This window comes from Streptomyces sp. NPDC008137 (assembly GCF_042957035.1).
Classification (GTDB): Bacteria; Actinomycetota; Actinomycetes; order Streptomycetales; family Streptomycetaceae; genus Streptomyces.
On the sequence record NZ_JBIBHN010000008.1, the window covers coordinates 32,294 to 57,314 of the forward strand.

At 70.5% G+C, this 25,021-nt stretch carries 28 protein-coding genes; 10 read left to right on the top strand and 18 right to left on the bottom strand.

Annotated features, from left to right (window positions below; translation table 11 throughout):
- Nucleotides 1-2: 2 nt before the first annotated feature.
- From ACFZBT_RS15195 to ACFZBT_RS15205, 3 genes are all read right to left on the bottom strand, one after another.
- Nucleotides 3-1,220, bottom strand: a complete 1,218-nt coding sequence (locus ACFZBT_RS15195; RefSeq protein ID WP_391103052.1) for a DUF2637 domain-containing protein — start codon at nt 1,218-1,220, stop codon at nt 3-5.
- A 112-nt stretch (nt 1,221-1,332) separates the two neighbouring features.
- Entirely contained in the window at nt 1,333-2,211 is an 879-nt protein-coding gene (locus tag ACFZBT_RS15200; RefSeq protein WP_391103054.1) for a DUF3558 family protein, read from the bottom strand.
- A 134-nt stretch (nt 2,212-2,345) separates the two neighbouring features.
- Nucleotides 2,346-3,191 (bottom strand): DUF3558 domain-containing protein, encoded by an 846-nt coding sequence (locus ACFZBT_RS15205; RefSeq protein WP_391103056.1) that lies wholly within the window; start codon nt 3,189-3,191, stop codon nt 2,346-2,348.
- Nucleotides 3,192-3,362: 171 nt separating this feature from the next.
- On the opposite strand from ACFZBT_RS15205, the gene ACFZBT_RS15210 reads away from it, so the two are divergent.
- Nucleotides 3,363-4,556, top strand: coding sequence for an RtcB family protein (locus ACFZBT_RS15210; protein WP_391103058.1), 1,194 nt, complete (start codon nt 3,363-3,365; stop codon nt 4,554-4,556).
- On the opposite strand, the gene ACFZBT_RS15215 is transcribed toward ACFZBT_RS15210, so the two are convergent.
- Together ACFZBT_RS15215 and ACFZBT_RS15220 are read right to left on the bottom strand one after the other, a co-directional pair.
- Complete coding sequence (locus ACFZBT_RS15215) at nt 4,466-4,987, bottom strand: hypothetical protein (RefSeq protein WP_391103060.1); 522 nt, start codon at nt 4,985-4,987, stop codon at nt 4,466-4,468. The two genes, ACFZBT_RS15210 and ACFZBT_RS15215, sit on opposite strands and share 91 nt — an antisense overlap.
- Before the next feature lie 49 nt (nt 4,988-5,036).
- A complete protein-coding gene (locus ACFZBT_RS15220; protein ID WP_391103063.1) occupies nt 5,037-5,816 on the bottom strand; it encodes an SDR family NAD(P)-dependent oxidoreductase in 780 nt (259 codons plus the stop codon).
- A 141-nt stretch (nt 5,817-5,957) separates the two neighbouring features.
- Here ACFZBT_RS15220 and ACFZBT_RS15225 point away from each other — a divergent pair, with 141 nt between their 5' ends.
- Nucleotides 5,958-6,395: a nuclear transport factor 2 family protein gene (locus ACFZBT_RS15225; protein ID WP_391103065.1), complete on the top strand. Its 438-nt coding sequence runs from the start codon at nt 5,958-5,960 to the stop codon at nt 6,393-6,395.
- A gap of 19 nt (nt 6,396-6,414) precedes the next feature.
- Here ACFZBT_RS15225 and ACFZBT_RS15230 read toward each other — a convergent pair whose 3' ends face one another.
- Together ACFZBT_RS15230 and ACFZBT_RS15235 are read right to left on the bottom strand one after the other, a co-directional pair.
- Nucleotides 6,415-6,750 carry a YnfA family protein gene (locus tag ACFZBT_RS15230; RefSeq protein ID WP_391103067.1) on the bottom strand — a complete coding sequence of 112 codons (336 nt, stop codon included), beginning with the start codon at nt 6,748-6,750 and terminating at the stop codon, nt 6,415-6,417.
- Between the two features lie 5 nt (nt 6,751-6,755).
- Nucleotides 6,756-7,622, bottom strand: a complete 867-nt coding sequence (locus ACFZBT_RS15235; protein ID WP_391103069.1) for a DUF6597 domain-containing transcriptional factor — start codon at nt 7,620-7,622, stop codon at nt 6,756-6,758.
- A gap of 62 nt (nt 7,623-7,684) precedes the next feature.
- Between ACFZBT_RS15235 and ACFZBT_RS15240 the strand changes: the two genes are divergently transcribed.
- The 4 genes from ACFZBT_RS15240 (at nt 7,685) to ACFZBT_RS15255 (ending at nt 11,751) form a co-directional block, all read left to right on the top strand.
- Entirely contained in the window at nt 7,685-8,317 is a 633-nt protein-coding gene (locus tag ACFZBT_RS15240) for a TIGR03086 family metal-binding protein (protein WP_391103071.1), read from the top strand.
- 22 nt (nt 8,318-8,339) lie between these two features.
- On the top strand, nt 8,340-9,440 hold the full coding sequence (locus tag ACFZBT_RS15245; protein ID WP_391103073.1) for a CE1758 family FMN-dependent luciferase-like monooxygenase: 1,101 nt from the start codon (nt 8,340-8,342) through the stop codon (nt 9,438-9,440).
- A gap of 73 nt (nt 9,441-9,513) precedes the next feature.
- Nucleotides 9,514-10,308 carry a response regulator gene (locus ACFZBT_RS15250; RefSeq protein ID WP_391103074.1) on the top strand — a complete coding sequence of 265 codons (795 nt, stop codon included), beginning with the start codon at nt 9,514-9,516 and terminating at the stop codon, nt 10,306-10,308.
- Nucleotides 10,309-11,751, top strand: a complete 1,443-nt coding sequence (locus ACFZBT_RS15255) for an ATP-binding protein (RefSeq protein ID WP_391103077.1) — start codon at nt 10,309-10,311, stop codon at nt 11,749-11,751.
- Nucleotide 11,752: 1 nt separating this feature from the next.
- Here the strand turns inward: ACFZBT_RS15255 and ACFZBT_RS15260 are convergent, their stop codons facing one another.
- From ACFZBT_RS15260 to ACFZBT_RS15280, 5 genes are all read right to left on the bottom strand, one after another.
- The gene (locus ACFZBT_RS15260) at nt 11,753-12,337 is read right to left on the bottom strand and encodes an antibiotic biosynthesis monooxygenase (RefSeq protein ID WP_391103079.1); all 585 of its coding nucleotides are present in this window, start codon (nt 12,335-12,337) and stop codon (nt 11,753-11,755) included.
- Between the two features lie 85 nt (nt 12,338-12,422).
- A complete protein-coding gene (locus ACFZBT_RS15265) occupies nt 12,423-14,063 on the bottom strand; it encodes an alpha-amylase family glycosyl hydrolase (RefSeq protein WP_391103082.1) in 1,641 nt (546 codons plus the stop codon).
- 27 nt (nt 14,064-14,090) lie between these two features.
- The gene (locus ACFZBT_RS15270; RefSeq protein ID WP_391103085.1) at nt 14,091-14,924 is read right to left on the bottom strand and encodes an ABC transporter permease subunit; all 834 of its coding nucleotides are present in this window, start codon (nt 14,922-14,924) and stop codon (nt 14,091-14,093) included.
- Entirely contained in the window at nt 14,921-15,907 is a 987-nt protein-coding gene (locus ACFZBT_RS15275; protein ID WP_391103088.1) for an ABC transporter permease subunit, read from the bottom strand. The genes ACFZBT_RS15270 and ACFZBT_RS15275 overlap by 4 nt, the downstream gene beginning before the upstream one ends.
- An 11-nt stretch (nt 15,908-15,918) precedes the next feature.
- Entirely contained in the window at nt 15,919-17,193 is a 1,275-nt protein-coding gene (locus tag ACFZBT_RS15280; RefSeq protein ID WP_391103090.1) for an extracellular solute-binding protein, read from the bottom strand.
- 273 nt (nt 17,194-17,466) lie between these two features.
- Here ACFZBT_RS15280 and ACFZBT_RS15285 point away from each other — a divergent pair, with 273 nt between their 5' ends.
- Both ACFZBT_RS15285 and ACFZBT_RS15290 read left to right on the top strand, forming a co-directional pair.
- Complete coding sequence (locus ACFZBT_RS15285; protein ID WP_391103632.1) at nt 17,467-18,480, top strand: substrate-binding domain-containing protein; 1,014 nt, start codon at nt 17,467-17,469, stop codon at nt 18,478-18,480.
- A 141-nt stretch (nt 18,481-18,621) separates the two neighbouring features.
- Complete coding sequence (locus ACFZBT_RS15290; protein ID WP_391103093.1) at nt 18,622-18,858, top strand: hypothetical protein; 237 nt, start codon at nt 18,622-18,624, stop codon at nt 18,856-18,858.
- Between the two features lie 31 nt (nt 18,859-18,889).
- Here the strand turns inward: ACFZBT_RS15290 and ACFZBT_RS15295 are convergent, their stop codons facing one another.
- Genes ACFZBT_RS15295 through ACFZBT_RS15310 form a run of 4 tightly spaced genes read right to left on the bottom strand, consistent with a single transcriptional unit; the run spans nt 18,890 to nt 22,299 of the window.
- Nucleotides 18,890-20,203 (bottom strand): cation:proton antiporter, encoded by a 1,314-nt coding sequence (locus ACFZBT_RS15295; protein ID WP_391103095.1) that lies wholly within the window; start codon nt 20,201-20,203, stop codon nt 18,890-18,892.
- A gap of 29 nt (nt 20,204-20,232) precedes the next feature.
- Nucleotides 20,233-20,652, bottom strand: a complete 420-nt coding sequence (locus tag ACFZBT_RS15300; protein WP_391103098.1) for an SHOCT domain-containing protein — start codon at nt 20,650-20,652, stop codon at nt 20,233-20,235.
- Nucleotides 20,652-20,999, bottom strand: a complete 348-nt coding sequence (locus ACFZBT_RS15305) for a carboxymuconolactone decarboxylase family protein (protein ID WP_391103100.1) — start codon at nt 20,997-20,999, stop codon at nt 20,652-20,654. The genes ACFZBT_RS15300 and ACFZBT_RS15305 overlap by 1 nt, the downstream gene beginning before the upstream one ends.
- A 1-nt stretch (nt 21,000) precedes the next feature.
- A complete protein-coding gene (locus tag ACFZBT_RS15310; protein WP_391103103.1) occupies nt 21,001-22,299 on the bottom strand; it encodes a hypothetical protein in 1,299 nt (432 codons plus the stop codon).
- Nucleotides 22,300-22,555: 256 nt separating this feature from the next.
- Here ACFZBT_RS15310 and ACFZBT_RS15315 point away from each other — a divergent pair, with 256 nt between their 5' ends.
- Nucleotides 22,556-23,047, top strand: a complete 492-nt coding sequence (locus tag ACFZBT_RS15315) for a hemerythrin domain-containing protein (protein ID WP_391103106.1) — start codon at nt 22,556-22,558, stop codon at nt 23,045-23,047.
- Nucleotides 23,048-23,149: 102 nt separating this feature from the next.
- On the opposite strand, the gene ACFZBT_RS15320 is transcribed toward ACFZBT_RS15315, so the two are convergent.
- Together ACFZBT_RS15320 and ACFZBT_RS15325 are read right to left on the bottom strand one after the other, a co-directional pair.
- Nucleotides 23,150-23,749 carry a dihydrofolate reductase family protein gene (locus ACFZBT_RS15320; protein ID WP_391103109.1) on the bottom strand — a complete coding sequence of 200 codons (600 nt, stop codon included), beginning with the start codon at nt 23,747-23,749 and terminating at the stop codon, nt 23,150-23,152.
- Between the two features lie 87 nt (nt 23,750-23,836).
- The gene (locus ACFZBT_RS15325; RefSeq protein ID WP_391103111.1) at nt 23,837-24,226 is read right to left on the bottom strand and encodes a VOC family protein; all 390 of its coding nucleotides are present in this window, start codon (nt 24,224-24,226) and stop codon (nt 23,837-23,839) included.
- Nucleotides 24,227-24,326: 100 nt separating this feature from the next.
- On the opposite strand from ACFZBT_RS15325, the gene ACFZBT_RS15330 reads away from it, so the two are divergent.
- Entirely contained in the window at nt 24,327-25,004 is a 678-nt protein-coding gene (locus tag ACFZBT_RS15330; RefSeq protein WP_391103113.1) for a TetR family transcriptional regulator, read from the top strand.
- Nucleotides 25,005-25,021 lie beyond the last annotated feature (17 nt).

Sequence of the window (25,021 nt, forward strand, 5' to 3'; positions counted from 1 at the left end):
TCTCATGCGATGTGCTCGTCCGTCATCTCCGCGTTGAGGCGGTTGGAGAACCGGTTCACCATGCGCTTGGACTCGGCCTCTTCCAGGGTGACGCCGTAGGTCGCCTCGACGTCGGCGATCAAGCCGCGCGGGGTGGGAGCGCCGTTTCCGCCCTTCGTCGACTCACGGAAGATCTGGTAGTAGTCCTCCTCGGTCGGCTCAGGGGTGCCGCCGCCGTCGCCGAGGTCCCGGGTGCGGTTGGGGCCGACCGGGATTTGGAAGCTGCCGGTGTCCTCCGGGGTGAGTTCTTCGTACGGCTCGTCGAGGTACTGCTCAGCCTGTTGTTGCTCGGCGAACCACTGGTCGTACTGCTCGGGGTCGTAGGCCGGGTCGTAGCCGCCCTGGTACTCGACCTCGCGCTGGGCGTTGAACCACGGGCTCTGGTCGGGTTCGGGCGCTTCTTCCGTGTACTCGGCGCGGGGGCTGCTGTCCAGCTCCAGGCGCTGCTCGCGCCCAGCGGCCCGATTGCCCGCGGCTGAACTTGTGTCGAGCTGCGGGGGCGGGGGGATCAAGGCCGGTTCGATCCCCGCCGCCGCCAATCCCGCCGGGGCCGTCTCCGCCAGCGGTACCCCGTAGCGCGCCAGCCTCAGCGGCATCAGGGACTCCACCGGGGCCTTGCGGCGCCAGCTGCGGCCGTAGCGGGAGCGCAGGCGGGCCTGGTAGACGAGACGTTCCTGCTCCAGCTTGATGACCTGGTCGTAGGAGCGGAGCTCCCAGAGCTTCATGCGGCGCCACAGGAGGAACGTGGGCACGGGGGAGAGCAGCCAGCGGGTGAGGCGGACGCCCTCCATGTGCTTGTCGGCCGTGATGTCGGCGATCCGGCCGATCGCGTGGCGGGCCGCCTCGACCGCGACCACGAAGAGGATCGGGATCACCGCGTGCATGCCGACGCCGAGCGGATCCGGCCAGGCGGCCGCGCCGTTGAAGGCGATCGTCGCCGCCGTCAGGAGCCAGGCCGTCTGGCGGAGCAGGGGGAAGGGGATCCTGATCCAGGTGAGGAGCAGGTCCAGGGCCAGCAGGACGCAGATGCCCGCGTCGATGCCGATCGGGAAGACGTAGGAGAAGTTCCCGAAGCCCTTCTTCAGGGCCAACTCGCGGACCGCCGCGTACGAACCGGCGAAGCCGATACCGGCGATGATCACGGCGCCGGCCACGACCACGCCGATGAGAACGCGGTGCATCCGAGTCAGTTGTGGCGCGGCCACCCGTCTTCCCCTCCCCTTGCGTGCTGTTGCGCGCAACAGGGTGGCACATGCGTGCGGAGGACGGGTGGCCGGATCCGGTCGGTGGTGTTCAGCTCTTCTTGGCGGGCGACTTCGACGGCGACGCGGAGGAGTCCTTCGAGGCTTCCTGCGAAGCGCCCTTCGAGGGCTCCTTGGACGGGGACTTCGAAGCCGGCTTCGAGGGTTCGCCGCTCGCCTTGCCGCCGCCCGCGCCGTTCGCCTCGGACACCGCGGCCACCGCTTCCTTCGCGGCCTTCTTCGCGTCCTTCGCCAGGTCGTCGGCGCTCGGGGACTTGTCGCCGGCCAGGCCCGCGCCGTTGTAGTCCAGCGTCACGACGACGTTCTCGACGCGTGCCACGACCGTCTGCTGCTTGAAGGTGCCTTCCTTCTTCTTCAGGTCGTAGCGCACGGCCGTCGCCTGGTCGCCCGTGTCGGGCACCGGCTCCGACTTGACGCCCTTGGCGCCCTCGGCGGCCTGGACGTCCTGAACCTGCTTCTCGTAGTACTGCTGGGCCAGCTTCTCGCCCGAGCCGCGCGTGGCGTCCGACTCGAAGCGCAGCATCGACACGTTCAGCCAGCGGAACTGCGAGCCCTTCACGCCGTTGTTGTCGAGGCTGTTCCAGGAGCAACTGCCGCGTGTAGAGATATCGTCCGACTTGCCCTCCTTGCCGGACTTGCTCTCCGGAACGAGGTCCTTCAGCGTCTTCTTCGACAGTGCCTTGCAGGACTCCGGAAGCTTGCCGTACGCCGCCGCCTCGACGGTCGGGGACGGGCTCGCCGACGCCGAAGCCGCCGCGTTCGCGGCCTTGTCCGTGGTGTCGCCGGAGCCGGAGTCCGAGGAGCAGCCGGCGGCGACCAGCATCACGGGGACGGCGGCCGCGCAGACAAGGACGCGGTTGAGTCGCTTCGCTCGCTGGTCCTGCTGGTCTCGCTGTGCTCGTCGCTGCATGGTTCCTTCACTCATGACGCTCGTGGTTCCCTGCGGTCGGAACGGGGCCGAGTGGTCACCGTACGCGGTGAGGCGGAGGTGTGGCCTTCCTTCGGGTGCTTTGCGGGTGTGCGTGAAGGGCGCGTGAAGGGGCCTCAGTCGCTCAGTGAGTCGGCCAGCTGGGAGGCCAGTTTCTGGGCCCTGTCCTGCAATTCCTTGCTGTCCGGGACGACGCCGACGGTGGCCGGCTGTTCGACGTACTCGATGGTCACGATGACGTTGGACGTGCGGAACGCCACAGTCACCGTCCGCTGCTTGGCAGTCGAACCGGAGCTGCTCAGCTCGTCGTCGATGAAGGCCTCGTCGCCGAAATCCTCCAGCACGCGGGGCTGGAGTTCGGTGGGGGTGGCGGAGGCGGACGTCGAGGGCGACGAGGAGCCGGTGGGGGAGGAGGTCGGGCTGGGGGAGCCGCTCGGGGCGGCGGAGGTACCGCCGGCCGGGGTGCTGCCGGCGGCGGGGGAGTCCGTGGCGGCCGACTCGGTGGCCGTCGGCTCGGGGAGGTGGGCCGCGGCCTCCCGCTCCGCGAAGAGCTGCTCGGCCTGGTTGTCGTCGCTGACGGCGTTGTCGTAGGAGACGACCCGTTCGAAGTCGATGAGCAGGTGGTCGGTGGCCTGCGTGCCGTCGACCTTCCACTGGCAGCCGACCTTGCGGTCGGTGTCGAACGTGACCGTCGGCTCGCCCTCGTAGGCCTTCTCGCGCTGCTCGCCGTCGGTGATCTGCCGGATGCCGGGCAGGAGTTCGTCGAGCGCGCTCTGGCCGACCGCGGTGCAGGGCTCGGGGAGCGTGCGGTAGCGGCCCGGCTCGGCGGCGGGCGAAGCCGTGCCGGTGTCACCGGGGTTGGAGTCGTCCGTCGGGCCGTCGTCGCCCGAGCCGCCGGTGCAGCCGGCCAGCAGGGCCGCGAGGAGCGCGGCGATACCGGGTGCGTACGCCTTCCGTTGCACGTGGTGGCTCCTCTCGGGGCGGATATTGGCTTGCCGTCGCCGGGCAGCCGATGAACACAATGTGTATCGCACGCACTGCCGTGAACGCCGGTCCGGATTCCCTTTCGTAGACCTTGGCTCCGGTATTTGCTCTTGAAGACTTCTGCTTGCTTACGGGGGATTGAGGACGTTATGTCGTATGTAGAGGTACCTGGTGCGAAAGTGCCGATCCGGATGTGGGCCGACCCCGCCTCGGTCGAGGAGGGCGCGCTCCAGCAGCTCCGGAACGTCGCGACGCTGCCCTGGATCAAGGGCCTGGCCGTCATGCCCGACGTGCACTACGGCAAGGGCGCGACGGTCGGCTCGGTCATCGCCATGCAGGGTGCGGTGTGCCCGGCGGCGGTAGGGGTCGACATCGGCTGCGGGATGTCGGCGGTGAAGACGTCCCTGACGGCGAACGACCTGCCCGGGGATCTGTCGCGGCTGCGGTCGCGGATCGAGCAGGTGATTCCGGTGGGGCGGGGGATGCATGACGATCCCGTCGATCCGGGGCGGCTGCATGGGTTCGGTACGGCCGGGTGGGACGGGTTCTGGGGGCGGTTCGACGGGGTTGCCGAAGCGGTCAAGTTCCGTGCGGAACGCGCCACCAAGCAGATGGGAACGCTCGGCGGGGGAAACCATTTTGTTGAAGTTTGCACAGATGCGACCGGTTCTGTCTGGCTGATGCTGCACTCCGGCTCCCGGAACATCGGCAAGGAACTGGCCGAGCACCACATCGGCATAGCCCAGAAGCTCCCGCACAACCAGGGGCTGGTCGATCGCGACCTCGCCGTCTTCGTCGCGGACACCCCGCAGATGGCGGCGTACCGCAACGACCTGTTCTGGGCGCAGGAGTACGCGAAGTACAACCGCTCGATCATGATGGCGCTCCTCAAGGACGTGGTCCGCAAGGAGTTCAAGAAGGCCAAGCCGGTCTTCGAGCCGGAGATCAGCGCGCACCACAACTACGTGGCCGAGGAGCGCTACGAGGGGATGGACCTGCTCGTGACCCGCAAGGGCGCGATCCGGGCCGGCTCCGGCGAGTACGGGATCATCCCCGGCTCCATGGGCACGGGTTCGTACATCGTGAAGGGCCTCGGCAACGACAAGTCCTTCAACTCGGCCTCGCACGGCGCGGGCCGGCGCATGAGCCGAAACGCCGCCAAGCGGCGCTTCTCGACGAAGGACCTGGAGGAGCAGACCCGGGGCGTGGAGTGCCGCAAGGACTCCGGCGTCGTGGACGAGATCCCGAGCGCCTACAAGCCCATCGAGCAGGTCATCGACCAGCAGCGGGACCTGGTGGAGGTCGTGGCGAAGCTGAAGCAGGTTGTTTGCGTGAAGGGCTGACACGTCGGCTCATGCAACAGGCACTCCCGCAGGGTCGCCGAGAAGGCCGGCGCGTCCAGTTCCAGGGCGTCGGTCACATAGCCGGTCGTCGAGCCGTAGCGGTTCGTCAGGTCCGTCAGGAACAGGTGCATGACCTCGGCGGGGGCGCGGCCGAACGACGGCCAGGTGGGGGAGCGGCCGTCGTTGCGGGATGTCCAGTCGGCGAGGAGGGCGGGGGCCGCCTGGTTGTAGGGGCGGTCCTCGATGCTGAGGTTGTGGTAGGTGAAGGCCGGGTCGTCCGGGACGCGGCCCCGGGAGTCGGCGCGGTAGAAGCGGGCCCGGCGGACGCGGTGGCCGTCCGCGGTGGTGCGCCGCCCAGGTCGCGGAAGTCGTGCAGGGCGTCGAACGGTATGTGTCTGTCGATGTCCACGAGGGGGGGACCCTACGAGCACCCCCGCTCGGTGCCTCCGCTTCACGGCTGTGGGTATGTCCCCGCCGGCGTCACGGCTCCCGGTGGACCTTCGTGTTCGAGGCCTGGGCGCGGGGGCGCAGGACCAGGAGGTCCACGTTGACGTGGCTGGGGCGGGTGATGGCCCAGGTGATGGTGTCGGCGACGTCGTCGGCGGTGAGCGGCTCGGCCACGCCCTCGTAGACCTTTTCGGCCTTCTCCGTGTCGCCGGAGAAGCGGGTGAGGGCGAACTCGTCCGTCTTGACCATGCCGGGGGCGATCTCGATGACGCGGACCGGCCGGCCGACGATCTCCAGGCGCAGGGTCTCGGCGAGGACGTGGGCGCCGTGCTTTGCGGCGACGTAGCCCGCGCCGCCCTCGTAGGTGCCGTGGCCCGCGGTGGAGGAGACGACCACGACCGTGCCGTCGCCGCTCGCGTCCAGCTTGGGCAGCAGGGCCTGGGTGAGGTTGAGGGTGCCGATGACGTTCGTCTCGTACATCTGGCGCCAGTCGGCCGGGTCGCCGGTCGCGACCGGGTCGGCGCCGAGCGCGCCGCCCGCGTTGTTGACCAGGACGCCGATGGTCTTGAACGCCGTCGCGAACTCGTCGACCGCCGCGCGGTCCGTGACGTCGAGGGCGTAGGCCGTGGCCTGGTGGCCCGCCTTGTCGATCTCCTCCGCCAGCGCCTCGATGCGGTCCTTGCGGCGCGCGGTGAGGACGACGCGGTAGCCCGCCGCGGCGAGCTGCCGGGCCGTGGCGGCGCCGATTCCGCTGCTCGCACCCGTGACGACGGCGATGCGGGAGGCTGCGGGCGGGACGGCGGCGGTGGCCATGGGAGCTCCTCGGGCGTGGGTGCGTGCGGTGTGCGGGGCCGGCAGGGCCCCCAGCGCTTCCGGCCAGGATAGGCGGGGCTCGCGGTGGGAGAATGAGGGCGGGTGCTGCCCTGGTTTTCCGGTCTTACCTGGAGGTGGATCATGGGCGAGGCACGTGAGGTCATGGACCGGCTCACGGACGCGATCACCACGCACGCCGATCTGAAGGTCATCGGCGAGCTGTACGCCGAGGACGCGGTCGCCTTCACCCCCGACGAGGGTGAGCTGCGCGGGCGCGACGACATCGTCGAGTACTGGCGGACGATGACGGAGGCGGTCCCCGAGGCGACGTTCCAGCCGCTGCACTCCTACGAGGTCGGCGACACGGCCATCGACGAGGGGTTCTTCAGCGGGCGCAACACCGGGCCGCTGGAACTGCCCAACGGCGAGACGCTCCCGCCGACGCAGAAGGAGATCAGGATCCGCGGGGTGGACATCGCCACCGTGCGGGACGGGCGGATCGTCGATTACCGGCTGTACTTCGACGAGATGGACTTCCTGGGGCAGTTGGGTCTGCTGCCGCCCGACGAGCCGTTCTGAGCCGGGCCGGGAGGGCCGGTCAGTCTCCTCGCGGGGCGTACATGATCACCGCCATGCCCGCGAGGCAGACCAGCGCGCCCGCGATGTCCCAGCGGTCCGGGCGGTAGCCGTCCGCGACCACGCCCCAGAGGATCGAACCGGCGACGAAGATCCCGCCGTACGCGGCGAGCACGCGGCCGAAGTGGGCGTCGGGCTGGAACGTCGCGACGAAGCCGTACGCGCCGAGCGCGAGGACGCCGCCGGCCGCCCACAGCCAGCCCCGGTTCTCGCGCACGCCCTGCCAGACCAGCCACGCGCCGCCGATCTCGAACAGGGCGGCGACGACGAAGAGGGCGGCGGAGCGGAGCACGAACATGGTCGTCAGCTTCGCATGTCCTCGCCCGGGCCTTCGCGCCGGTGGGGCGGCTCCGGGCGCCTGGCCTCCGCCGCGTAGGCCGTGGGAGGCACTCCCACCGTCGTCGTGAAGTCCCGTACGAGGTGGGCCTGGTCGGCGTAGCCGAGGTCGGCGGCGAGGGCGGCCCAGTCGACGTCGTCGCGGTGGCCGGCCTGTTCCAGGGCCTCGTGGATGCGGTAGCGGAGGATGACCCACTTGGGGCTGACGCCGACCTGGGTGGAGAAGAGCCGTTGCAGCGCCCGTACCGAGAGGCCGTGTGTGTCGGCGAAGTCGCCGACGCGGCGTACGGTGCGGTCCGCGCGGATGCGTGCGACGAGGTCGATCGCGAGGTCCGCCTGCGGGTCCGGGGTGCGGGGCAGGGAGAGCAGGAAGCCGTCGAGGGCGGCGACCCGGGCACGGTCGTGGGAGGGGCTGACAACCGAGTGGGCGGTGTCGGCGGTGACCTGCGGGAACACCTCCTGGGCGGGCAGTGTGCGGCCCGTCCAGCGGGAGACCGGTTCCTCGGAGGCGTACGGCCGGAAGCCGCCTGGGCGGAACTTCGCCCCGCAGACCCGGCCCCGGCCGGTCAGCTTCCTGGTGTAGAGGCCGAGTGCGACGCCGGTGACCTCGCCGTAGGGCGGGCTCTCGTCCTCGTCCCACTGGAAGGTGAGGTTGACGGACGGATGGGGGACGACGTGGGAGGCATACGGCTCGGGCAGGTCCCAGTCGATGAGCCAGTACCACTCGACGTAGCGGCGCAGCGGCTCGGCGGGCTCGTGGCGGCGGAAGCGCACGCGGTTCAGCAGCCCGGACGGGTCGACGATCCCGCGGGTGTCGTGGCGGGGTGCCTCCATGGCCGGATGGTACGTCGCGTTTCTTCAAGATGGGCGGTTACGGATGTCCCTACGGTCGGGGCATGGACACCAACCCTGTGAAGACGTACGGCATGGGTGAGCTGCTGGGCCTGGCGCGGGAGCGCGCGGTGCCGGTGGTGCGGGGCGTTCCCGACGCGGCGCTCGCCGCGCCCACGCCCTGTGCCGAGTACGACGTGCGGGCGCTGGTCGATCACCTCTTCCAGGTGATCGTGCAGTTCCAGCGGCTGGCCGCGAAGGAGGCGTCGGACTTCGGTGCGGCGCCCGAGCCGGTCGCCGGGAGTACCGAGTGGCGTGAGCGGCTCGCCGAGGAGGCTGACCGGCTGGTGGCGGCCTGGTCGGCGCCGGGGGCCGAGGAGGGCACGACAGGCGGGATGAACATGCCGGCGCGGCTGGTCGGCTCGATGGCGCTGCTCGATCTGACCGTGCACGTGTGGGATCTGGCGCGGGCGACGGGCCAGGAGTACCCGGGTGCCGACGAGGCGGTCGTGGCGGAGCTGTCCGGCGCGGTGGACGAGCTGGCGCCGACGGCCAGGAAGATGGGGGTGTTCGGGGAGCCGGTGCCGGTGGCGGAGGGTGCGTCGGCCCTGGAGCGGCTGCTCGGGCGGACCGGCAGGGACCCCCACTGGAATGCCCCCGCGCCCGCTGTCGTTCCCCCGAGTACTGTTGAAGGGTAAACAACCTGGAGGGTGAGCGACCATGCAGTTCGGGATCTTCAGTGTCGGCGACGTCACGCCCGACCCGACCACGGGCCGGACACCGACCGAGCGCGAGCGGATCAAGGCCATGGTCGCCATCGCCCTCAAGGCCGAGGAGGCCGGGCTCGACGTCTTCGCGACCGGCGAGCACCACAACCCGCCGTTCGTGCCCTCCTCCCCGACCACGATGCTCGGCTACATCGCCGCCCGCACCGAGCGGCTGGTCCTCTCCACGGCCACCACCCTCATCACCACCAGCGACCCGGTGAAGATCGCCGAGGACTTCGCGATGCTCCAGCACCTCGCCGACGGCCGGGTGGATCTGATGCTGGGCCGCGGGAACACCGCGCCGGTCTACCCCTGGTTCGGGCAGGACATCCGGCAGGGCATCCCGCTCGCCGTCGAGAACTACGCCCTGCTGCACCGGCTGTGGCGCGAGGAGGGCGTCGACTGGGAGGGGAAGTTCCGTACGCCCCTGGAAGGCTTCACGGCGACGCCCCGGCCGCTGGACGGCGTACCGCCGTTCGTCTGGCACGGGTCGATCCGCTCGCCGGAGATCGCCGAGCAGGCCGCGTTCTACGGCGACGGCTTCTTCCACAACAACATCTTCTGGCCGGCCGACCACACCAGGCGCATGGTGGAGCTGTACCGGGCCCGGTACGCCCACTACGGGCACGGCACGCCCGAGCAGGCGGTCGTCGGGCTCGGCGGGCAGGTGTTCATGCGGCGGAACTCGCAGGACGCCGTGCGCGAGTTCCGGCCCTACTTCGACGTCGCCCCGGTGTACGGGCACGGGCCGTCGCTGGAGGACTTCACGGCCCAGACGCCGCTGACCGTCGGCACCCCGCAGCAGGTCATCGAGAAGACGCTGGCCTTCCGCGAGTACGCGGGCGACTACCAGCGCCAGCTGTTCCTGGTCGACCACGCCGGGCTGCCGCTGAAGACCGTGCTGGAGCAGATCGACCTGCTGGGCGAGGAGGTCGTACCGGTGCTGCGCAAGGAGTTCGCCGTGGGCCGCCCGGCGGACGTGCCGGACGCGCCGACGCACGCGGACCGGCTGGCGCGCGCCCGGGGGGTGAGAGGGGAGCGCGCGCCCCGGTGAGAGGGGAGTAAGAAGGACGCCCCGGCGCACCTCATCCCGTCCCGGGGTGCCGGTCGCCAGGCACACTGGACGCGTGCCCCACACCGTGCTGCTCGCCGAAGACGACCGCGCCATCCGCCACGCCCTGGAGCGCGCCCTGACCCTGGAGGGCTACCAGGTCATGGCGGTCGCCGACGGTGTCGAGGCACTGGCGCAGGCCCACCGCAACCGTCCGGACGTGCTCGTCCTGGACGTGATGATGCCCGGTATCGACGGGCTCCAGGTATGCCGGGTGCTGCGCGCCGAGGGCGACCGGACGCCGGTGCTGATGCTGACGGCCCTCGTGGAGACCGCCGACCGGATCGCCGGGCTGGACGCGGGCGCCGACGACTACGTGGTGAAGCCCTTCGACGTGGAGGAGGTCTTCGCCCGGCTGCGGGCGCTGCTGCGCCGCACCAGCCCGGTGGGGGTGGGCGAGCCCCTCGGCAGCCCGCAGGCCGGGGGCCCGCAGGTCGGCGGCGCAGCCGTCAGTGGCGCACCCACCGGCGGCCCGCCCGTGCCGGAGTCGCCCGGGCAGCGGCTCCCCGACCGGTTCATCGAGGCCGCCGGCATCCGCATGGACCCGCAGGCGCGCCGGGCCTGGCGGGGCGCGCGCGAGCTGGAGCTGACCCGCACCGAGTTCGAGCTGCTGGAACTGCTGGTCCGCAACGCGGGGATCGTCCTCGACCACTCGACGATCTACGACCGCATCTGGGGCTACGACTTCGGCCCCGGCTCGAAGAACCTCGCCGTCTACGTCGGCTATCTGCGCCGCAAGCTCGACGACCCGGACGGACCGCAGCTGATCCACACGGTGCGGGGCGTGGGTTACGTGCTGCGGGAGGACTGAGTGGGCCGCCGCCTCCGCCGGCTGCTGAGCGGGCGGCGGCCGAAGCTGGTCTCGCTGCGTACGACGCTGGCGGTGTCGTTCGCGGCGGTGACCGCGGCGGTGACGGTCCTGGTCGGCATCCTGTCCTACAGCGCCGCGGCCCGGCTGGTGCGGGTGGACCAGCAGACGGTGTTCGACGAGGTCGTGCAGGACCTGCGGGACGAGGTGCGGGAGAACCGGATGACGCCCGGCGACTTCTCCTCCGCCGCACCCGGCCACGACCTGGTGCGGCCCGCCCGTACCGATGTGCAGGTGCTCGGACCGGACGGCCGTGTCGTCGACGCGGGCAGTCCGGGACTGCCGGTGACGGGGGCCGATGTGCGGATCGCCGCCGCGTCGTCGTCCGGGCGGGTGGTCGAGCACGCGGACGTCGACGTGGGCGACGACGTCTACCGCGTGGCGACCGTCTCCCTCGGCGGCGGGCGGGGCGCGGTGCAGGTCGCGCAGGAGTTCAGCGACGTGGAGGACCTGCTGCGGGCGCTCCAGCGGCGGACACTGCTGCTGATGGCCGCCGTCGTGATCGCCGCCGGACTGCTCGGCTGGTGGCTCGCCCGGCGCATCACGCGGCGCCTGGTCGTCCTGACCGACGCCGCCGAGGACGTGGCCCGGACCCGGCGGCTGGGCATCCAGGTGCCGGTCGCCGGCCATGACGAGGTGGGCCGGCTGGGCCGGGCCTTCGACCGCATGCTGGGCCGGCTCGCGCAGTCCGAGGAGGACCAGCGCCGGCTGGTCCAGGACGCGGGCCATGAGCTGCGGACACCGCTGACCTCGCTGCGGACGAACATCTCGATGCTCCGCCGGATCGACGAACTGCCCCCCGGGACCCGGGAGGAACTGGTCGCCGACCTCGGCCAGGAGGCCCGCGAGCTGACCGACCTGGTCAACGAGCTCGTCGACCTCGCGGCCGGGCAGTCCGACAGCGAGCCGCCCCGGCGGGTCGATGTCGCCGACCTCGCCGAGGAGGTGGCAGGGCTGGCCCGGCGCCGCAGCGGCCGGCGGATCACGCTCCGCGCGAGCGGCGACACCACGACCGACGGGCGGCCCGGGATGCTGACCCGGGCCCTGTCCAACCTCGTCGAGAACGCCGTGAAGTTCGACCAGCGCGGCACGGCTCCCATCGAGATCGTCGTCGCCGGTCCCGCCCGGCCCGGCACGATCCGGGTCGAGGTCCTCGACCGCGGCCCCGGCATCACCGACCACGACCTCGCCCGCGTCTTCGACCGCTTCTACCGCGCCGCCGACGCCCGCTCCCTGCCGGGCTCGGGCCTCGGCCTGTCCATCGTCCGCGAGGTGGCCCTCGCGCACGGGGGAGCGCCGTTCGCGGTCCGGCGGGAGGGAGGCGGGACGGTGATCGGGTTCACGGTGGGCGGGTTCCCGGTGGATGACGGGCGCCCGGCACACTGAGTCACCGCAGGTCGTGACAGAGCCGGAACCGCCCGCCGTGCGTGAGCCGAACCCCGGGCGTTCCCGAGAACAGCGCGTGCCCCTGGTCGTGATCGCCTGCCTCGGCCGCCTCCTGGTGGGCCTCGGCGCTGGTCCACTCCGTGTACAGCAGTACGCGGCTGCCGTCGACGCTGTGCAGGAAGTGGGCCGAGATCGCCCCGGGATGTCCGCCCTCCCGGGGCTGGGCCGCGATCACCGCGTCGGTGAACGACCGCTGCCGCTCGGGCCCGTCGACGTCGAACGCGGCGGTGATCAGACAGCCCGGGACGCGGGTCTCCCGCTCCTCGGCCAGGCTGCGGTAGAGGCGGTACCGGGGCGGGCCGAAGGGCGGGATCTCGGCGTCCTCGTCCCACCGCGCGAGCGTCAGCACGGTCTCCCCGTCCGTGCTCAGGAACCAGCTGACGGCGGTGAGACCGACGGGCGGCGGCTTCAGTAACGCCGACTCCTCCTCAACGAGAGCCTGTTGCCGGTCGGGACCGGCGGCATACCGGGTGCCGATCACCCACGTACCGGGGGCGGACAGGTCCGGGAAGAGCGCTGAGGGCACGGACGGAACTCCTTCGTGGAAGCGAGCAGAACCGTGATCGTGCCCGGGAGCGGCCGGGAGCGGTCAACTGCTTTACGTCGACGCCCTACACCGCCAGCCACACCGCCTGGTCCGGCCCCAGCCTGCCGTCCTCCAAGGGGCCGCTCGCCAGCAGGAGACCGGAGTGGCCGGGCAGCTCGTACGGCTCGGTGGAGAGGTTGACCACGCACACGAAGCCGGGGTCCCGGGCGAAGGCCAGCACCCCGTCCGGTGTGTCCAGCCAGGTCATCGTGCCGTCGCCGAGGGCGGGGTGGTCGCGGCGGACGCGCAGTGCCGTGCGGTAGAGCTCCAGCATGGACGCCGGGTCGCCGTCCTGGGAGTCGACGGTGTGCTCGGCCCAGAGGTCGGGCTGGGGCAGCCAGGGTTCGGCCGTGGCGCCGTCGGGGCTGAAGCCGTAGGGGGCGGTGCGGCCGGACCAGGGGATGGGGACGCGGCAGCCGTCGCGGCCCCGGTCGGTGTGGCCGGAGCGTTCCCAGGTCGGGTCCTGGAGGACGTCCTCGGGCAGGTCCTCGACCTCGGGCAGGCCGAGTTCCTCGCCCTGGTAGACGTAGGCACCGCCGGGCAGGGCGAGCATCAGCAGGGCGGCGGCCCGGGCCCGCCGGGTGCCGAGTCCGAGGTCCAGGGGGCCTTCCGGGCGGTAGCTCTCGTTCGCCACCCAGCGCTTGGCGGTACGGCGGCCGTAGCGGCTCGGGTGGCGGGTCACGTCGTGGTTGGAGAGGACCCAGGTGGCCGGTGCGCCGACCGCGCCGAGCATGGCGAGGGAGTCGTCGATGACCGCGCGCAGGTCCTTGGGGTCCCAGCTCGACATGAGGAAGTCGAAGTTGAAGGCGGTGTGCAGACCGTCCCGGCGGACGTACGCCGCCAGCCGCTCGGGGGTGTCGGCCCACGCCTCGGCGACGAAGGAGCGGTCGCCGGGGAACTCGTCGGCGACCCGCCGCCAGGAGCGGTATATCTCGTGCACCTCGTCGCGGTCCCAGTGCGGATGGTCGACGTGCCGCGAGGGCGGTCCGGCGTCCGGGTCCCGGCGGGGCGGCAGGTCCGGCAGCTCCGGGTGCTTGACCAGGCCGTGGGCGACGTCGATACGGAAGCCGTCCACGCCCCGGCCGAACCAGAACCGCAGGATCGACTCGAACTCGGCCCGCACCTCGGGGTGCCGCCAGTTCAGGTCGGGCTGCTCGGGTGCGAACAGGTGCAGATACCACTCCCCGTCGGGCAGCCGGGTCCAGGCCGGGCCGCCGAAGCAGGACACCCAGTCGTTCGGCGGCTCCTGCCCGTCGGCTCCGCGCCCGGCCCGGAAGACGTAGCGCTCGCGTTCCACGCTGCCCGGCCCGGCGGCGAGGGCCTCCTGGAACCAGGCGTGCCGGTCGGAGGTGTGGTTGGGCACGATGTCGGGGATCACGCGGATGCCGTGCGCGTGGGCTTCCTCGATGAACCGCTCGGCGTCGGCCAGGGTGCCGAACAGCGGGTCGATGGCGCGGAAGTCGGCGACGTCGTAGCCGTGGTCGGCCATGGGCGACTCGTACCAGGGGTTGATCCAGACGGCGTCCACGCCGAGGGACTTCAGATAGGGCAGGCGCGAGCGCAGGCCGGCGATGTCGCCGACGCCGTCGCCGTTCCCGTCGGCGAAGCTGCGGATGTACACCTGGTAGATGACGGCGCTGCGCCACCAGGGTGCGGTGGGGGACACGAGATCTCCTTCTGATGCGGGGCGGGTCTACTTCGCGGCGCCGGCGGTGAGCCCGGCGACGATACGGCGCTGGAAGAGCAGCACCATGACCACCAGCGGGACCGTGACGAGCACACCGGCGGCCATCTGGCTGCCGAACGGCGTCTCGTAGGTCGTGGCGCCGGTGAACTTGGAGATGGCGACGGTCGCGGTCTGCATGCCGGGCTTGTTGGTCATCGACAGGGCGATGAGGAATTCGTTCCAGGCGGCGATGAAGATGATGATCGCGGTGGTGAAGATGCCCGGCGCCGCGAGCGGCACGATGACCTTGCGGAATGCCTGGCCGCGGGTGCAGCCGTCGACCATCGCCGCGTGCTCCAGCTCGTCCGGCATCTGCCGGAAGAACGTGGTCAGGTTCCACACCGCCAGCGGCAGCGCGAAGGACATGCTCGGCACGATCATCGACTGGTAGGTGTTGATCCACCCGATGTCCGTGAACAGCTTCAGCAACGGCACCACGATCGAGACGACCGGGAACATCGAGGTGGCGATGATCAGCGTGAGGATGAGCCGCTTGAAGCGGAACTCCAGCCGGGCCATCGCGTAGGCGGTGAACGTGGCGAGCACCAGCGCCGCGACGGTCGTGATCCCGGCGACGACGAGGCTGTTGAGCAGCGCGCGCCCGAACCCCTGCGCGGGGTCGAACACGGCCCGGTAGTTCTCGAAGGACAGCGGGGCCGGGACGAGCGAGGTGTCGAAGATGTCCTCGGTGCGGCGGAGGCTGGAGACCAGCATCCAGTAGAACGGGGCCAGGCAGTAGGCCACCACCGCGGCGATCCCCAGATACGGCAGCCACTGCCGCCACTTGGCCGTGAGCGTCATGCCGCCACCTCCGTACGACGGCGGCGCCTTCTCCTGCTGTCGCCCCCGACGAGGTCGGCGCCGAGCAGCCGCACGAAGGCGAGCGCGATCAGGAACACATACAGGAAGAGGATCACCGCGTAGGCGGAGGCGGGCCCGAAGCGGACGTTGGCCGCCTCGTTCTGCGCGAGCATCGACAGCGTCTCCACCGAGTGCTTCCGCACGCCGACGAGGATGTAGGGCAGATCGAACATCCGCAGCGCGTCCATGCAGCGGAACAGCACCGCCACCAGCAGCGCGGGCTTCACCAGCGGCAGGGTGATGTGCCAGAACTGGCGCGCCGGCCGGGCCCCGTCCATGCGGGCCGCCTCGTAGACCTCCTTCGGGATCACCTGGAGGCCGGCCAGCACCAGCAGCCCGATGAAGGGCGCGGTCTTCCACACCTCGGCGACGATGACGGCGACCTTGGCGTGGAATCCCTCGGTGGTCCACAGGATCTGCTGCCCGAGCAGCGCGTTGGCGACGCCGTCGCTGTTGAAGATCCACCGCCACAGCAGCCCGGAGATGGCCGTCGGCACCGCCCAGGGCACCAGGATCCCGGCCCGCACCAGGGCCCGGCCCCGGAACGCCTTGTGCATGATCAGTGCCATGGCCACCCCGACCACCGTCTCCAGGCCGACCGTGACGACGGTGAAGAACGTGGTGTTCCAGAAGGCGTTCCAGAACCGCGCCCCGGCCTCGCCGAAGATCTCCGCGTAGTTCTGGAGGCCGACGAACGGCTCGGTGTCGCTGATGAACCCGGTCCTCGGGTCCAGTTCCTTCGGCCCGTACAGCGACCCCTTCAGCGCCATGAGCGTCGGGTAGAGCACGACGATCGTCAGCACCAGCAGCGTCGGCGAGACCAGCAGCGCGGCCAGCCGCCCGGAACCGGCGGTCGCCCGGCCGGGCTTCGGCGCCCGCGGAGGTCCCGTACGGACATCGGCCTCTGTTGGAGCCCCGGTCATGACCCCGGCCCTCACAGCGCCACCGCCTTCCGCAGCGCCCTCTGCAGGTCCTTCAGCGCCCGTGCGCTGCTCTTCTCCCCGGTCAGGGCGGCGTACGTCTCCTGCTGGACCGCCGAGGTCACATCGCCGTACCGCACCACCCTGGGACGGGGCACGGCCCGCAGGATGGACTCCTTGAGCACCGGCAGATACGGGTACCGCGCGATCAGGGCCTTGTCGTCGTAGAGCGAGGCGTACGGCGGGGCGACGGAGGCGTCCTCCAGGAAGGTCCTGGTGTTCTCCTCGCTGCTCATGAACCGGATGAAGTCCAGGGCGGTCGCCTTGTTCTGGGCGGAGGAGGACACGGCCATGTTGTGGCCGCCGAGGCTGGAGGAGCCTGGCCCGTCCAGACCGGGCAGGGGAGCGGTGGCGAACTTGCCCTTGACGCCGCTCTGCTGGGCCAGGGAGTACGCGTAGGGCCAGTTGCGCAGGAAGACGAGCTGGCCGGACTGGAAGGCCTGGCGGCCGTCCTCCTCCAGGAAGGTGATGGCCTTCTTCGGGATCGTCCCGTCCTTGAAGGATCCGGCGAGGAAGTCCAGGGCCTTCCTGGCCTCGGGGGTGTCGACGTCCGGCCTGCCGCCGGGGTCGGTGACGGTGCCGCCCGCGGAGTTCACCGCCTCGGCGAAGTTCACCGTGAGGCCCTCGTACTTCTGGAACTGCCCGGCGTAGCAGGACATGTTCCTCGCCTCGGGGAGCTTCCTCACCTCGGCGCAGGCGGCGGTCATCTGCGCCCAGGTCGTCGGGGGCCGGACGACACCCGCCTTCTTCAGCAGGTCGGTGCGGTAGTAGAGCAGGCCGCCGTCCGAGCTGCCCGGCACCGCGTACAGACCGCCGCGGTACCGCGAGGTCTCCACCACCGGCTTCAGCATCCTCCCCAGTGGGAACCGCCTCTCGGGCAGCCGGTCGATCCACCGGTGGGCGGCGAACTCCGAGGTCCACACGGCGTCGAGGGACAGCACCGTGTAGGCGTCGGACTTCGTCTCCGCGTTCTGGATCATCTGCTGGCGCTGCGCGTCCGGGTCCGTCGGCAGCTGGATGAAGGTGACCTTCTCCCTCGGGTGCGCCCTGTTCCAGCGGTCGAGCATCGGCTGGACGGTGCCCGTGGTGTCCTTGCCGGCCACGTAGGTGATGGGCCCGCGCCCTTCGAACGACGGTTTCCCGGGCTGCCCGGAGCCGCTGCCGCAGGCGGTGAGGAGAAGCCCGGTGGCGGCGAGCGCGGTGGCTCTGGTGATGGTTCTGGTCGTCATGCCTCTCCTGCTGAGACTGCGTTGTCATGGAATGAATGATGGAAATATGCAGGTCAGAAAGCTGATGAAGGGCCTTCCGGGAGACCCTTCAGGGCCTCTCGGGCAACGTTTGCAAGCTAGGGGCGCGTTTTACCGAAGTCAATGCGTTACGCGACGGTAATCAGCTGGGGGCTTGGGCTTCACTCTCATGAAAGCGCTGTCACGGAAAGGGACAGGGAAGCGAATCCCTGTGCTACCGTCCGGCTCATGCCTCCAGCTCAGCGGCACCCCACGATGGCCGACGTCGCCGAACGGGCCGGGGTCTCCACCTCCACCGTCTCGCGCACGCTGCGCGGCCTGTCCACGGTCTCGCCGGAGGTGCGCGCCCGGGTGGAGAAGGCCGCGCGAGAACTGAACTTCGCCGTGTCACGGCAGGCCGCGAGCCTGGTCACGGGCCGGACCGGGACGGTCGCGGTGATGGTCCCGACGCTCAGCTCGTGGTTCATGGGAGCCGCCCTGTCCAGCCTGGCCCCGCTGCTGCGGGCGGCGGGCCTGCAGCTCAACGTCTACGAGATCCCGGACCTGGCCGAGCGCACGGACTTCTTCGAACACCTCCCGGCGCGCCGCAACGCCGACGCGCTCCTGGTGTTCTCCTTCGACCTCACCGACGACGAGACGGCCCGGCTGGACGACCTCGGCATGCCCGTCATCTACGTCAGCCAGCACGTCGACGGACGTCCCAGCGTCTACGTCGACGACGTCGCCGGCGCCCTGCACGGCACCCGGCATCTGCTCAACCTCGGCCACCGCCGGATCGCCTTCGTCCAGACCCAGGGAGCGAGCGGCTTCACCTTCAGCTCCAACGAACGCCTGCTGGGCTACCAGCAGGCGCTCACCGAGGCCGGTGTCCCGCTCGACGGCGACCTGGTGGTCTCCACCCGGGTCGGCGACAAGCGCGCCGCCGCCGAGGTGCTCGGCACACTGCTGAGCCTGCGCGAACCGCCGACCGCCGTCTTCGCCGAGCAGGACGAGGTCGCCGTCGCCCTCATCTGGAACCTGCGCAAGTCGCAGATCCCCGTGCCCGAACGCATCTCCGTCCTCGGCTTCGACGACCAGCCGCTGGCGGACTGGTTCGACCTGTCCACGGTCGCGCAGTCACCGTCGGACCTGGGGCGGGAGGCCGGCGAACTGGCGCTGAAGCTCATCGGCGACGCCGAGGGGGAACACGGCCGGCACATCGTCCTGCCGACGCATGTGATCCCTCGGTCCACGACGGCGCCGGTGACGGATGACCACTCCTCAGAATGACGGTGTGGCAAGGGAGTTGCCGCACGGCGCACACAGCCCTCCACAGACCCTCCCCATCCACGCCCGCGAACATTCCCGATCATGAACTGACGGAGGCTCACCCCTACACTGAGCCGCGTTTTCTGATGATCGGAGCACGACATGCGTCGCCTCGCCACCGCTTTCGCGGCGGTCAGCGTCCTCGCACTCGCCGGATGCGCACAGGACTTCGACCAGGGCCCGGAGGGCAAGGTCACCGAGAAGGTCAAGGACGGGAAGAAGTTCTACCTGGTCGTCGATCCGGCCAAGGCCGGTGACGAGACGAAGTTCAGGGTGAGCAAGTACGACTACCACGACTGCGTCCGGGGCTCGAAGTACCCCAAGTGCGTCGGGGACTGAGACGCAGCCCTGGACGCCTGCCGGACACGGCCTAGGCCGGTGGTCCGTCGTCGGGCAGGTCTTCGCGCAGCCGGGGTCGCAGGGCGGTGGCCTTGAGGTACCAGGCGCCGTACCGCTTGGCGAGGACCACCGCCGACATGCCGTGCAGGAGGATGCTGAGCGCGACGGTGAGGGCGATCACCCGGCCGAGGAGCTGAAGGCCCGGGACGTGTTCCTCGACCAGGAGAAGCCCGAAGACGACGGAGGCGAGGCCGCGCGGCCCGAACCATCCGATGTAGGCGACCGTGGGAAGGGCCAGGCCGCTCCTGGTCAGGGAGAGGGCGACCGGCAGCATCCGGACCACGGTGAGGCTCAGCACGGCGTAGACGATGATCCGCCAGTCGAGGTCGTCCAGCGTCGGCCCGAGCAGGACGGCACCGAAGACCAGGAAGCTCAACGAGGCGAGCAGGTCGGCGAGATGGCCGGCGAGACCGGCGGAGTCGTCGACGGCGTCCGGTGCCGCATCCGGTGCCTCACCCGGTGCCGCCTCGTGCGCCTCCGCCGCTCCGTTCCGCCGCAGGGCCACGCCGAAGGCGAACCCGGCCACCCGGGCTGAGATGAAGCCGCTCCCGTCGAAGGCGACGGCCACGCTGTACGCGCCCGCGGCCACGGCCAGGACGAAGGTCTGCCGCCAGTCACCACTGATCCAGCCCCTCGCACGCGACGCGCGCGACAGCCATCCGCCGAGCCCTCCCACGGCCAGGCCCCAGGCGGTACTGAGCACGAGCGCGCGCCAGAAGACTCCGCTCGCTCCTTCCTCCGAGGCCGTCGTCCCGGGCACGGCCGCGAGGAAGAGCACGAAGAAGGGCAGCGCCATACCGTCGTTGAGGCCGGATTCGACGTTCAGTCCGCCGCGCACCAGCGGCGGGACCCGCCGGTCCGACACCGCCGTCTTGCCGAGAGCGGCGTCGGTCGGCGCGAGAACCGCACCGAGCAGCGCCAGTTCCCACAGGGTCAGCCCCGGCAGCAGCGGCCACGCCAGCAGCCAGCCCGCCCCGATGGTCAACGGCAGCCCGATGCCCAGCAGGCGGCCGGGGAGGAAACCGCCGAGGCGCAGATCCCGTCGCCGTACGGACATCGCGTCGGTGAACAGGACCAGTGTCAGGGCGGCTTCGACCAGGGTGAGCACCGGGCCCGAGTCGTGCTTCAGGTCGAGCAGATCGAGCCCGGCCGGGCCGATGGCGATCCCGCAGCCGGTGAACACCATCGGCGCCGACACGACGGTCGTGGCCAGTCGCCGGGAGAACAGGGCGTACCCCGCCGTCACGGCGGCCACGGCCGCCCCCGCCCACACGCTGCCGCTCACGGCGGCTCACCCGTCGGGGCGGCCCGCGGTCACGGGTGGAGGACCTTCTCCTTGGCCCGGCGGAACTCCTCGTCGGAGAGGTCGCCGCGGGCCCGGATCTGCGAGAGCTTGGCGAGCTGGTCCGCCTCGCTCGCCGGGCCGGTGGCGCCGACGGTCTCGCGGATGTAGCGGTCCGTCTCCTCCATCTTGGCCTTGACGTGGTCCTGTTCGCGCTTGCCCATGCCCTTGCCCCTGGCGACGACGTAGACGAAGACGCCCAGGAAGGGCAGGACGATGGTGAAGACCAGCCATCCCGTCTTGGCCCAGCCGCTCAGGGCGTCGTCGCGGAAGATATCGACGATGACGCGGAAGAGCAGGAAGATCCACATGACCCACAGGAAGATCCACATGATCGTCCAGAAGGCCCCGAGGATCGGATAGTCGTAGGCCAGGTTCACAGCACCGCCCATCACCGCTCCTCCTCTCCGGGGAGGTCGAGACCGAACGCCTCGCCGATGGCGCGCGCGGCGGACACCACGCGGGCGCTGCCCACCACGGGGGCGATGGCCACCAGCGTTCCCTGGATCTTCTCCAGCGGCACGCCGACGTCCGCGGCGGTGCCGATATTGAGGAGGTAGGAGGGGGCGGAGGCGTCCATGGCCACCAGAGCCGCGATGCGGGCCAGCAGATACGTTTCTTCGTCCAGCCCGGACCGCTCGTAGGTGTCGAGCGTCATCTGGACGAGCGTCTCGAACACGGGCGCGTTCGCCTCGGCGAGAGCGGCGACGCCGCCCGCCCCTGTCCCTTGTTCAGCCATGTCAGGCTCCTTTCCCAGGTGGTTGGTGCGACGTACGGCCCGGCCGCGCTGTGCCGGAGGCCGCGGCGAGGATTCCGAGAAGGACCAGCACGAGGACGACGATGCCGAGGACGAGTGCCACGGACCCGGGTGTGGGGTAGTTCCACAGCACGAGGGCGAGCGCTCCGCCGGCGATGGCGATGCCGGTGGTCCACTTGCGGTGCGTGTCCAGCCAGCGGCCGGGGTCCCCGGTGCGCATGCCGTGGCGCGCCATGGCCCGGCCCGTCGCCCCGGTCCCGCCCGCCGCGGCGCGTCTGACCCACCGGGCACCGCGTCCCGGCCCGTACAGGTAGGCGGCCAACGCGGTGATCACCGCGATGACCAGGACCGTGACCGTGCTGTTCTTGAGGAAGCGCAGGAAGGTGTCGTAGATGTCGGCAGCGGTGTCCTGCGGCAGGGCGGTCGCGGCGACGGAGTCCAGATAGACCTGGCGGGTCACGGCGAGGCCGACGAGCAGCACGATCATCATGACCCCGACGCCGATGGCCGTGGTCATCAGGGCGACGCGGTGCGCGGGCCCGCTCCAGACCGCGAGTGCCGCCAGCGCCAGGACCAGGACGGGGAGCCAGACGCCCAGGATGTTCAGCAGCCGCATGGCGCCCTGGGCCTCGTTGAGTTTGTCGGTCTGGAGCAGGGTGATCTTCTTGTCGACGTCGGGGATCTTCGAGGCCTGCTCGAACCCGGCGTCCACCAGCCTCTGCTTGACGTTGTCGACGACGGTGCCGATGTTCAGGTCGATGCTGTCGTCACCGGCCTGGACGGCGCTGTCGCCCTCCCCGGTGAGGACCTTGACCACGGCCGCGTGCGCCCGCCGGTTGGCGTCGTCCCACACCTCGGCGAACTGGTCGCTGGTCACCACCCTGCGCACGACGCTGTGGACGGCCGAGTCGAGCGCGCTCTTCAGCGGGACGGTCGGCGCGTCGGCGCCCTGGACCACCCGGGGCGGTGCGCCCTCCTTCCGCAACGTCCGCGCGACGGCGTCGGTGAAGGCGGCGACATCGACGTTGTCGACCACGCGCTTGGTGAGCCGGTCGGTCATGGTGTTCTGGACGGAGGGCTCCGTGGCGAGCGGAGCGACGGTCTGGACGTACCGGTCGGTGTCGGCGACCTGCGAGTCCACCCAGGCGGCGACCACGGCCAGCGGCGCGAGGAGGAAGGTCAGGACCAGCAGTACGGAGGTCGCCGTGCAGCGCAGACGGCGGTGGTGGACGGAGGCCGCTTTGCGCAGCCGTTCGTACTCTTCCCGTTCCGTGACGCTCAATGGAGGTCCGCCTGCCGGACGGTCGCGGCCTTCCGGGGCGGACGAGGAACCATCGGAGGAATCCATGAATCTCCCCCGTGATGCTTTTGGGTATTTTTGTCCTGCTTATCGATTTTATCGAGGGCGAGCGGACGGCGCATGTGCTCGGCGAGGGAGGAACCACCTGCCGGGTGGCCCCGAGCCGGGATCAATGAACACGGCGGGTGGGGGTAGTCGGTCCGGCAAGGTTCCCTCGCACGGAAGTGACGCACGCCCCATGGCCCAGACACGAGACATCGTCGAACTCATCCTCCAGGACCACAGAAGAATGGAGGATCTCTTCCACCGGATGCGCAGTGTCGAAGCCGACCGGGCGGCCGCCCTGCGGGAGTTCGCCGACCTGCTGATCGCGCACGCGCTGGCGGAGGAGTCCGAGGTGTACCCCGCCCTCAAGCGCTACCGGAACATCGACGACGACGAACTCGAGCACGGCGAGGAGGAGCACGAGGAGGGCAACGAGGCGCTCCTCGCACTCCTGGAGGTCGATGAGGTCGGCTCCGCGGAGTGGGACGAGAAGCTGGAAGAGCTCGTGAAGGCCATCACCCACCACACCGACGAGGAAGAGCGCACCATCCTCAACGGAGCCCGCGAGAACGTCGCCATGGACCGCCGGGAGGAGCTGGGCGGGGCGTTCCTGGCGGAACGGGAGCGCCTGCTGAAGGAGGGCTGCGGAGCGGTGGACAACGTGCGCCGCATCGTGCGCTCCTGACAGCCCCGGGCGAACGGCCTGTCCGCCGCGGACTCGCGCGCCAGGAACGCTGACCGGAGTGCTGGTCCGGCACTCCGGCCGGCCGGGTCCCGATGAATGGCTTCAGTTCCCGGCGGCGCGCCCATAGGTGAGGAAGGCCGCGCCGCTTTCGAGCAGGGTGTGGCCGGTGAGCTCCCAGCCGCGCGGATCGAAGGCGGCCCGGTGGGAGAAGACCGGGATTCCGGCGCCGACGGTCAGCGGTGCCATCTTGAGAATGAGCTGGTCGATCTCGCCGTACAGGGCACCGGCGAGTTCCCCGCCGCCCAGCAGCCAGATGTCCTTGCCATCCTCCTGCTTCAACTGCCGCACCTTGTCCACAGGGTCGCCGGCGACCAGTTCGACGGCCGGGTCCGGGCTCTCGGTGAGGGTCCGGGAGAAGACCAGGTGACGTAGGTGGGGGTAGGCATCGGTGATGCCGGCCTCGAGACCGATCTCGTAGCTGCGCCGTCCTTCCAGCACGGTGTCGAAGTGCGTGCCCGGCGTGGTGACGGACAGCGCCGCCCGGGCCTGGACGGGCAAGGTCTCCGGGTACTCCGTCACGAGGTGCTGGATGTAGTCCTCGGGGATCGGCCAGAAGCCGTCCGGGCCCGTGGGATCGGCGCCGTCCGGACCCGCGATGAAACCGTCCAGCGTGGTGGCGATGTAGTACACGAGTTTTCGCATGCAGGGCTCTCTCTTCGGGGTTCTGCGCGATCCGGCCGGCAGGAGGCCGTGCGGGCCTGAGGGCTGGCGTGCGTACGGGGCCAGGGATCAGGAGTGGTCCGGTGTGATCCATTCGACGAACTGGACGATGACCCCGTTGGGGTCGGTGACCTGGAACAGGCGTTCTCCCCATGGCTCTTCGCGCAGCGGCATCGTGATGTCGACGCCTTCGGAACGCAGTCGCTTCTCCTCGGCTTCGAGGCCGGTGACGGTGAAGGCGAGGATCAGTCCGCCGGCGTGCCGGTCGCGCTGGTCGGGCGGCAGGACGTCGATGCCCTGCCGGAGCAGGACGATGTCGACGGCGGCATCGTCACGGGTGAGGGAGGCGAATCCCTCGGCCGCGGCTTGTTCCCGGTAGCCGAGGTGCTCGGTGAAGAAGCCGCGGGAGGCCGCGATGTCTTCGACCGTGAGGGAGACGGTGGAGGCGGTGATCCTCAAGAGGGTTCCCCTTCAGAGCTGATCTTACGTCGGTAGTAACATTACTTCCATGCGCTCGATGCCGTAAACATATTTTTGCTACGAGGGTAAGATTCTCCTCATGGAGACGACGACGAGCGCCGCGGCGAGTGCCGCCACAGCCGGTGTCACCGCCCCGCTGGGCCTGCGGGAGGCGAAGAAGCAGGAGACGCGACAGCTGATCTCCGACCACGCGACACGGCTCTTCATTGAGCAGGGCTTCGACAACACGACCATCGCCGAGATCGCGGCGGCCTCCCGCGTCGCGAAGAAGACGGTGACCAACTACTTCGCGCGCAAAGAGGACCTGGCCCTCGACCACCAGGACGAGTTCAGCGCCACGCTGGCGCACGCCGTGACCTCCCGCCGCCCCGGGGAGTCAGCCCTCGCGGCGCTCCGCCGCGCTTTCGAGGCCGCCGTCGCCGCCCAGGACCCGGTCGCCGGATTCGCCGGCCCGGACTTCTCCCGCATGATCACCGACAGCCCCACCCTGTCGGCATGCCTGCGCAACCTGCACGATCGGCGCGAACAGGCACTGGCCGAGGCCCTCGCCGAGGCCGTCGGCGCACCGCCGGACGACATCACCGTCCGCACGGTCGCCGGGCTGCTCGGCGCCGTACACCGCGTACTGTTCCAGCGCATCCAGGACCTGACCCTGGCCGGGCACACCAACGACGGGATCGCCCCGACCATCGCGAAGGAAGCGGCCCAGGCCTTCGACCTTCTCGAACCGGCCATCAGCGACTACGCGGTCGCCTGAGGGGAACCGGTCACGGC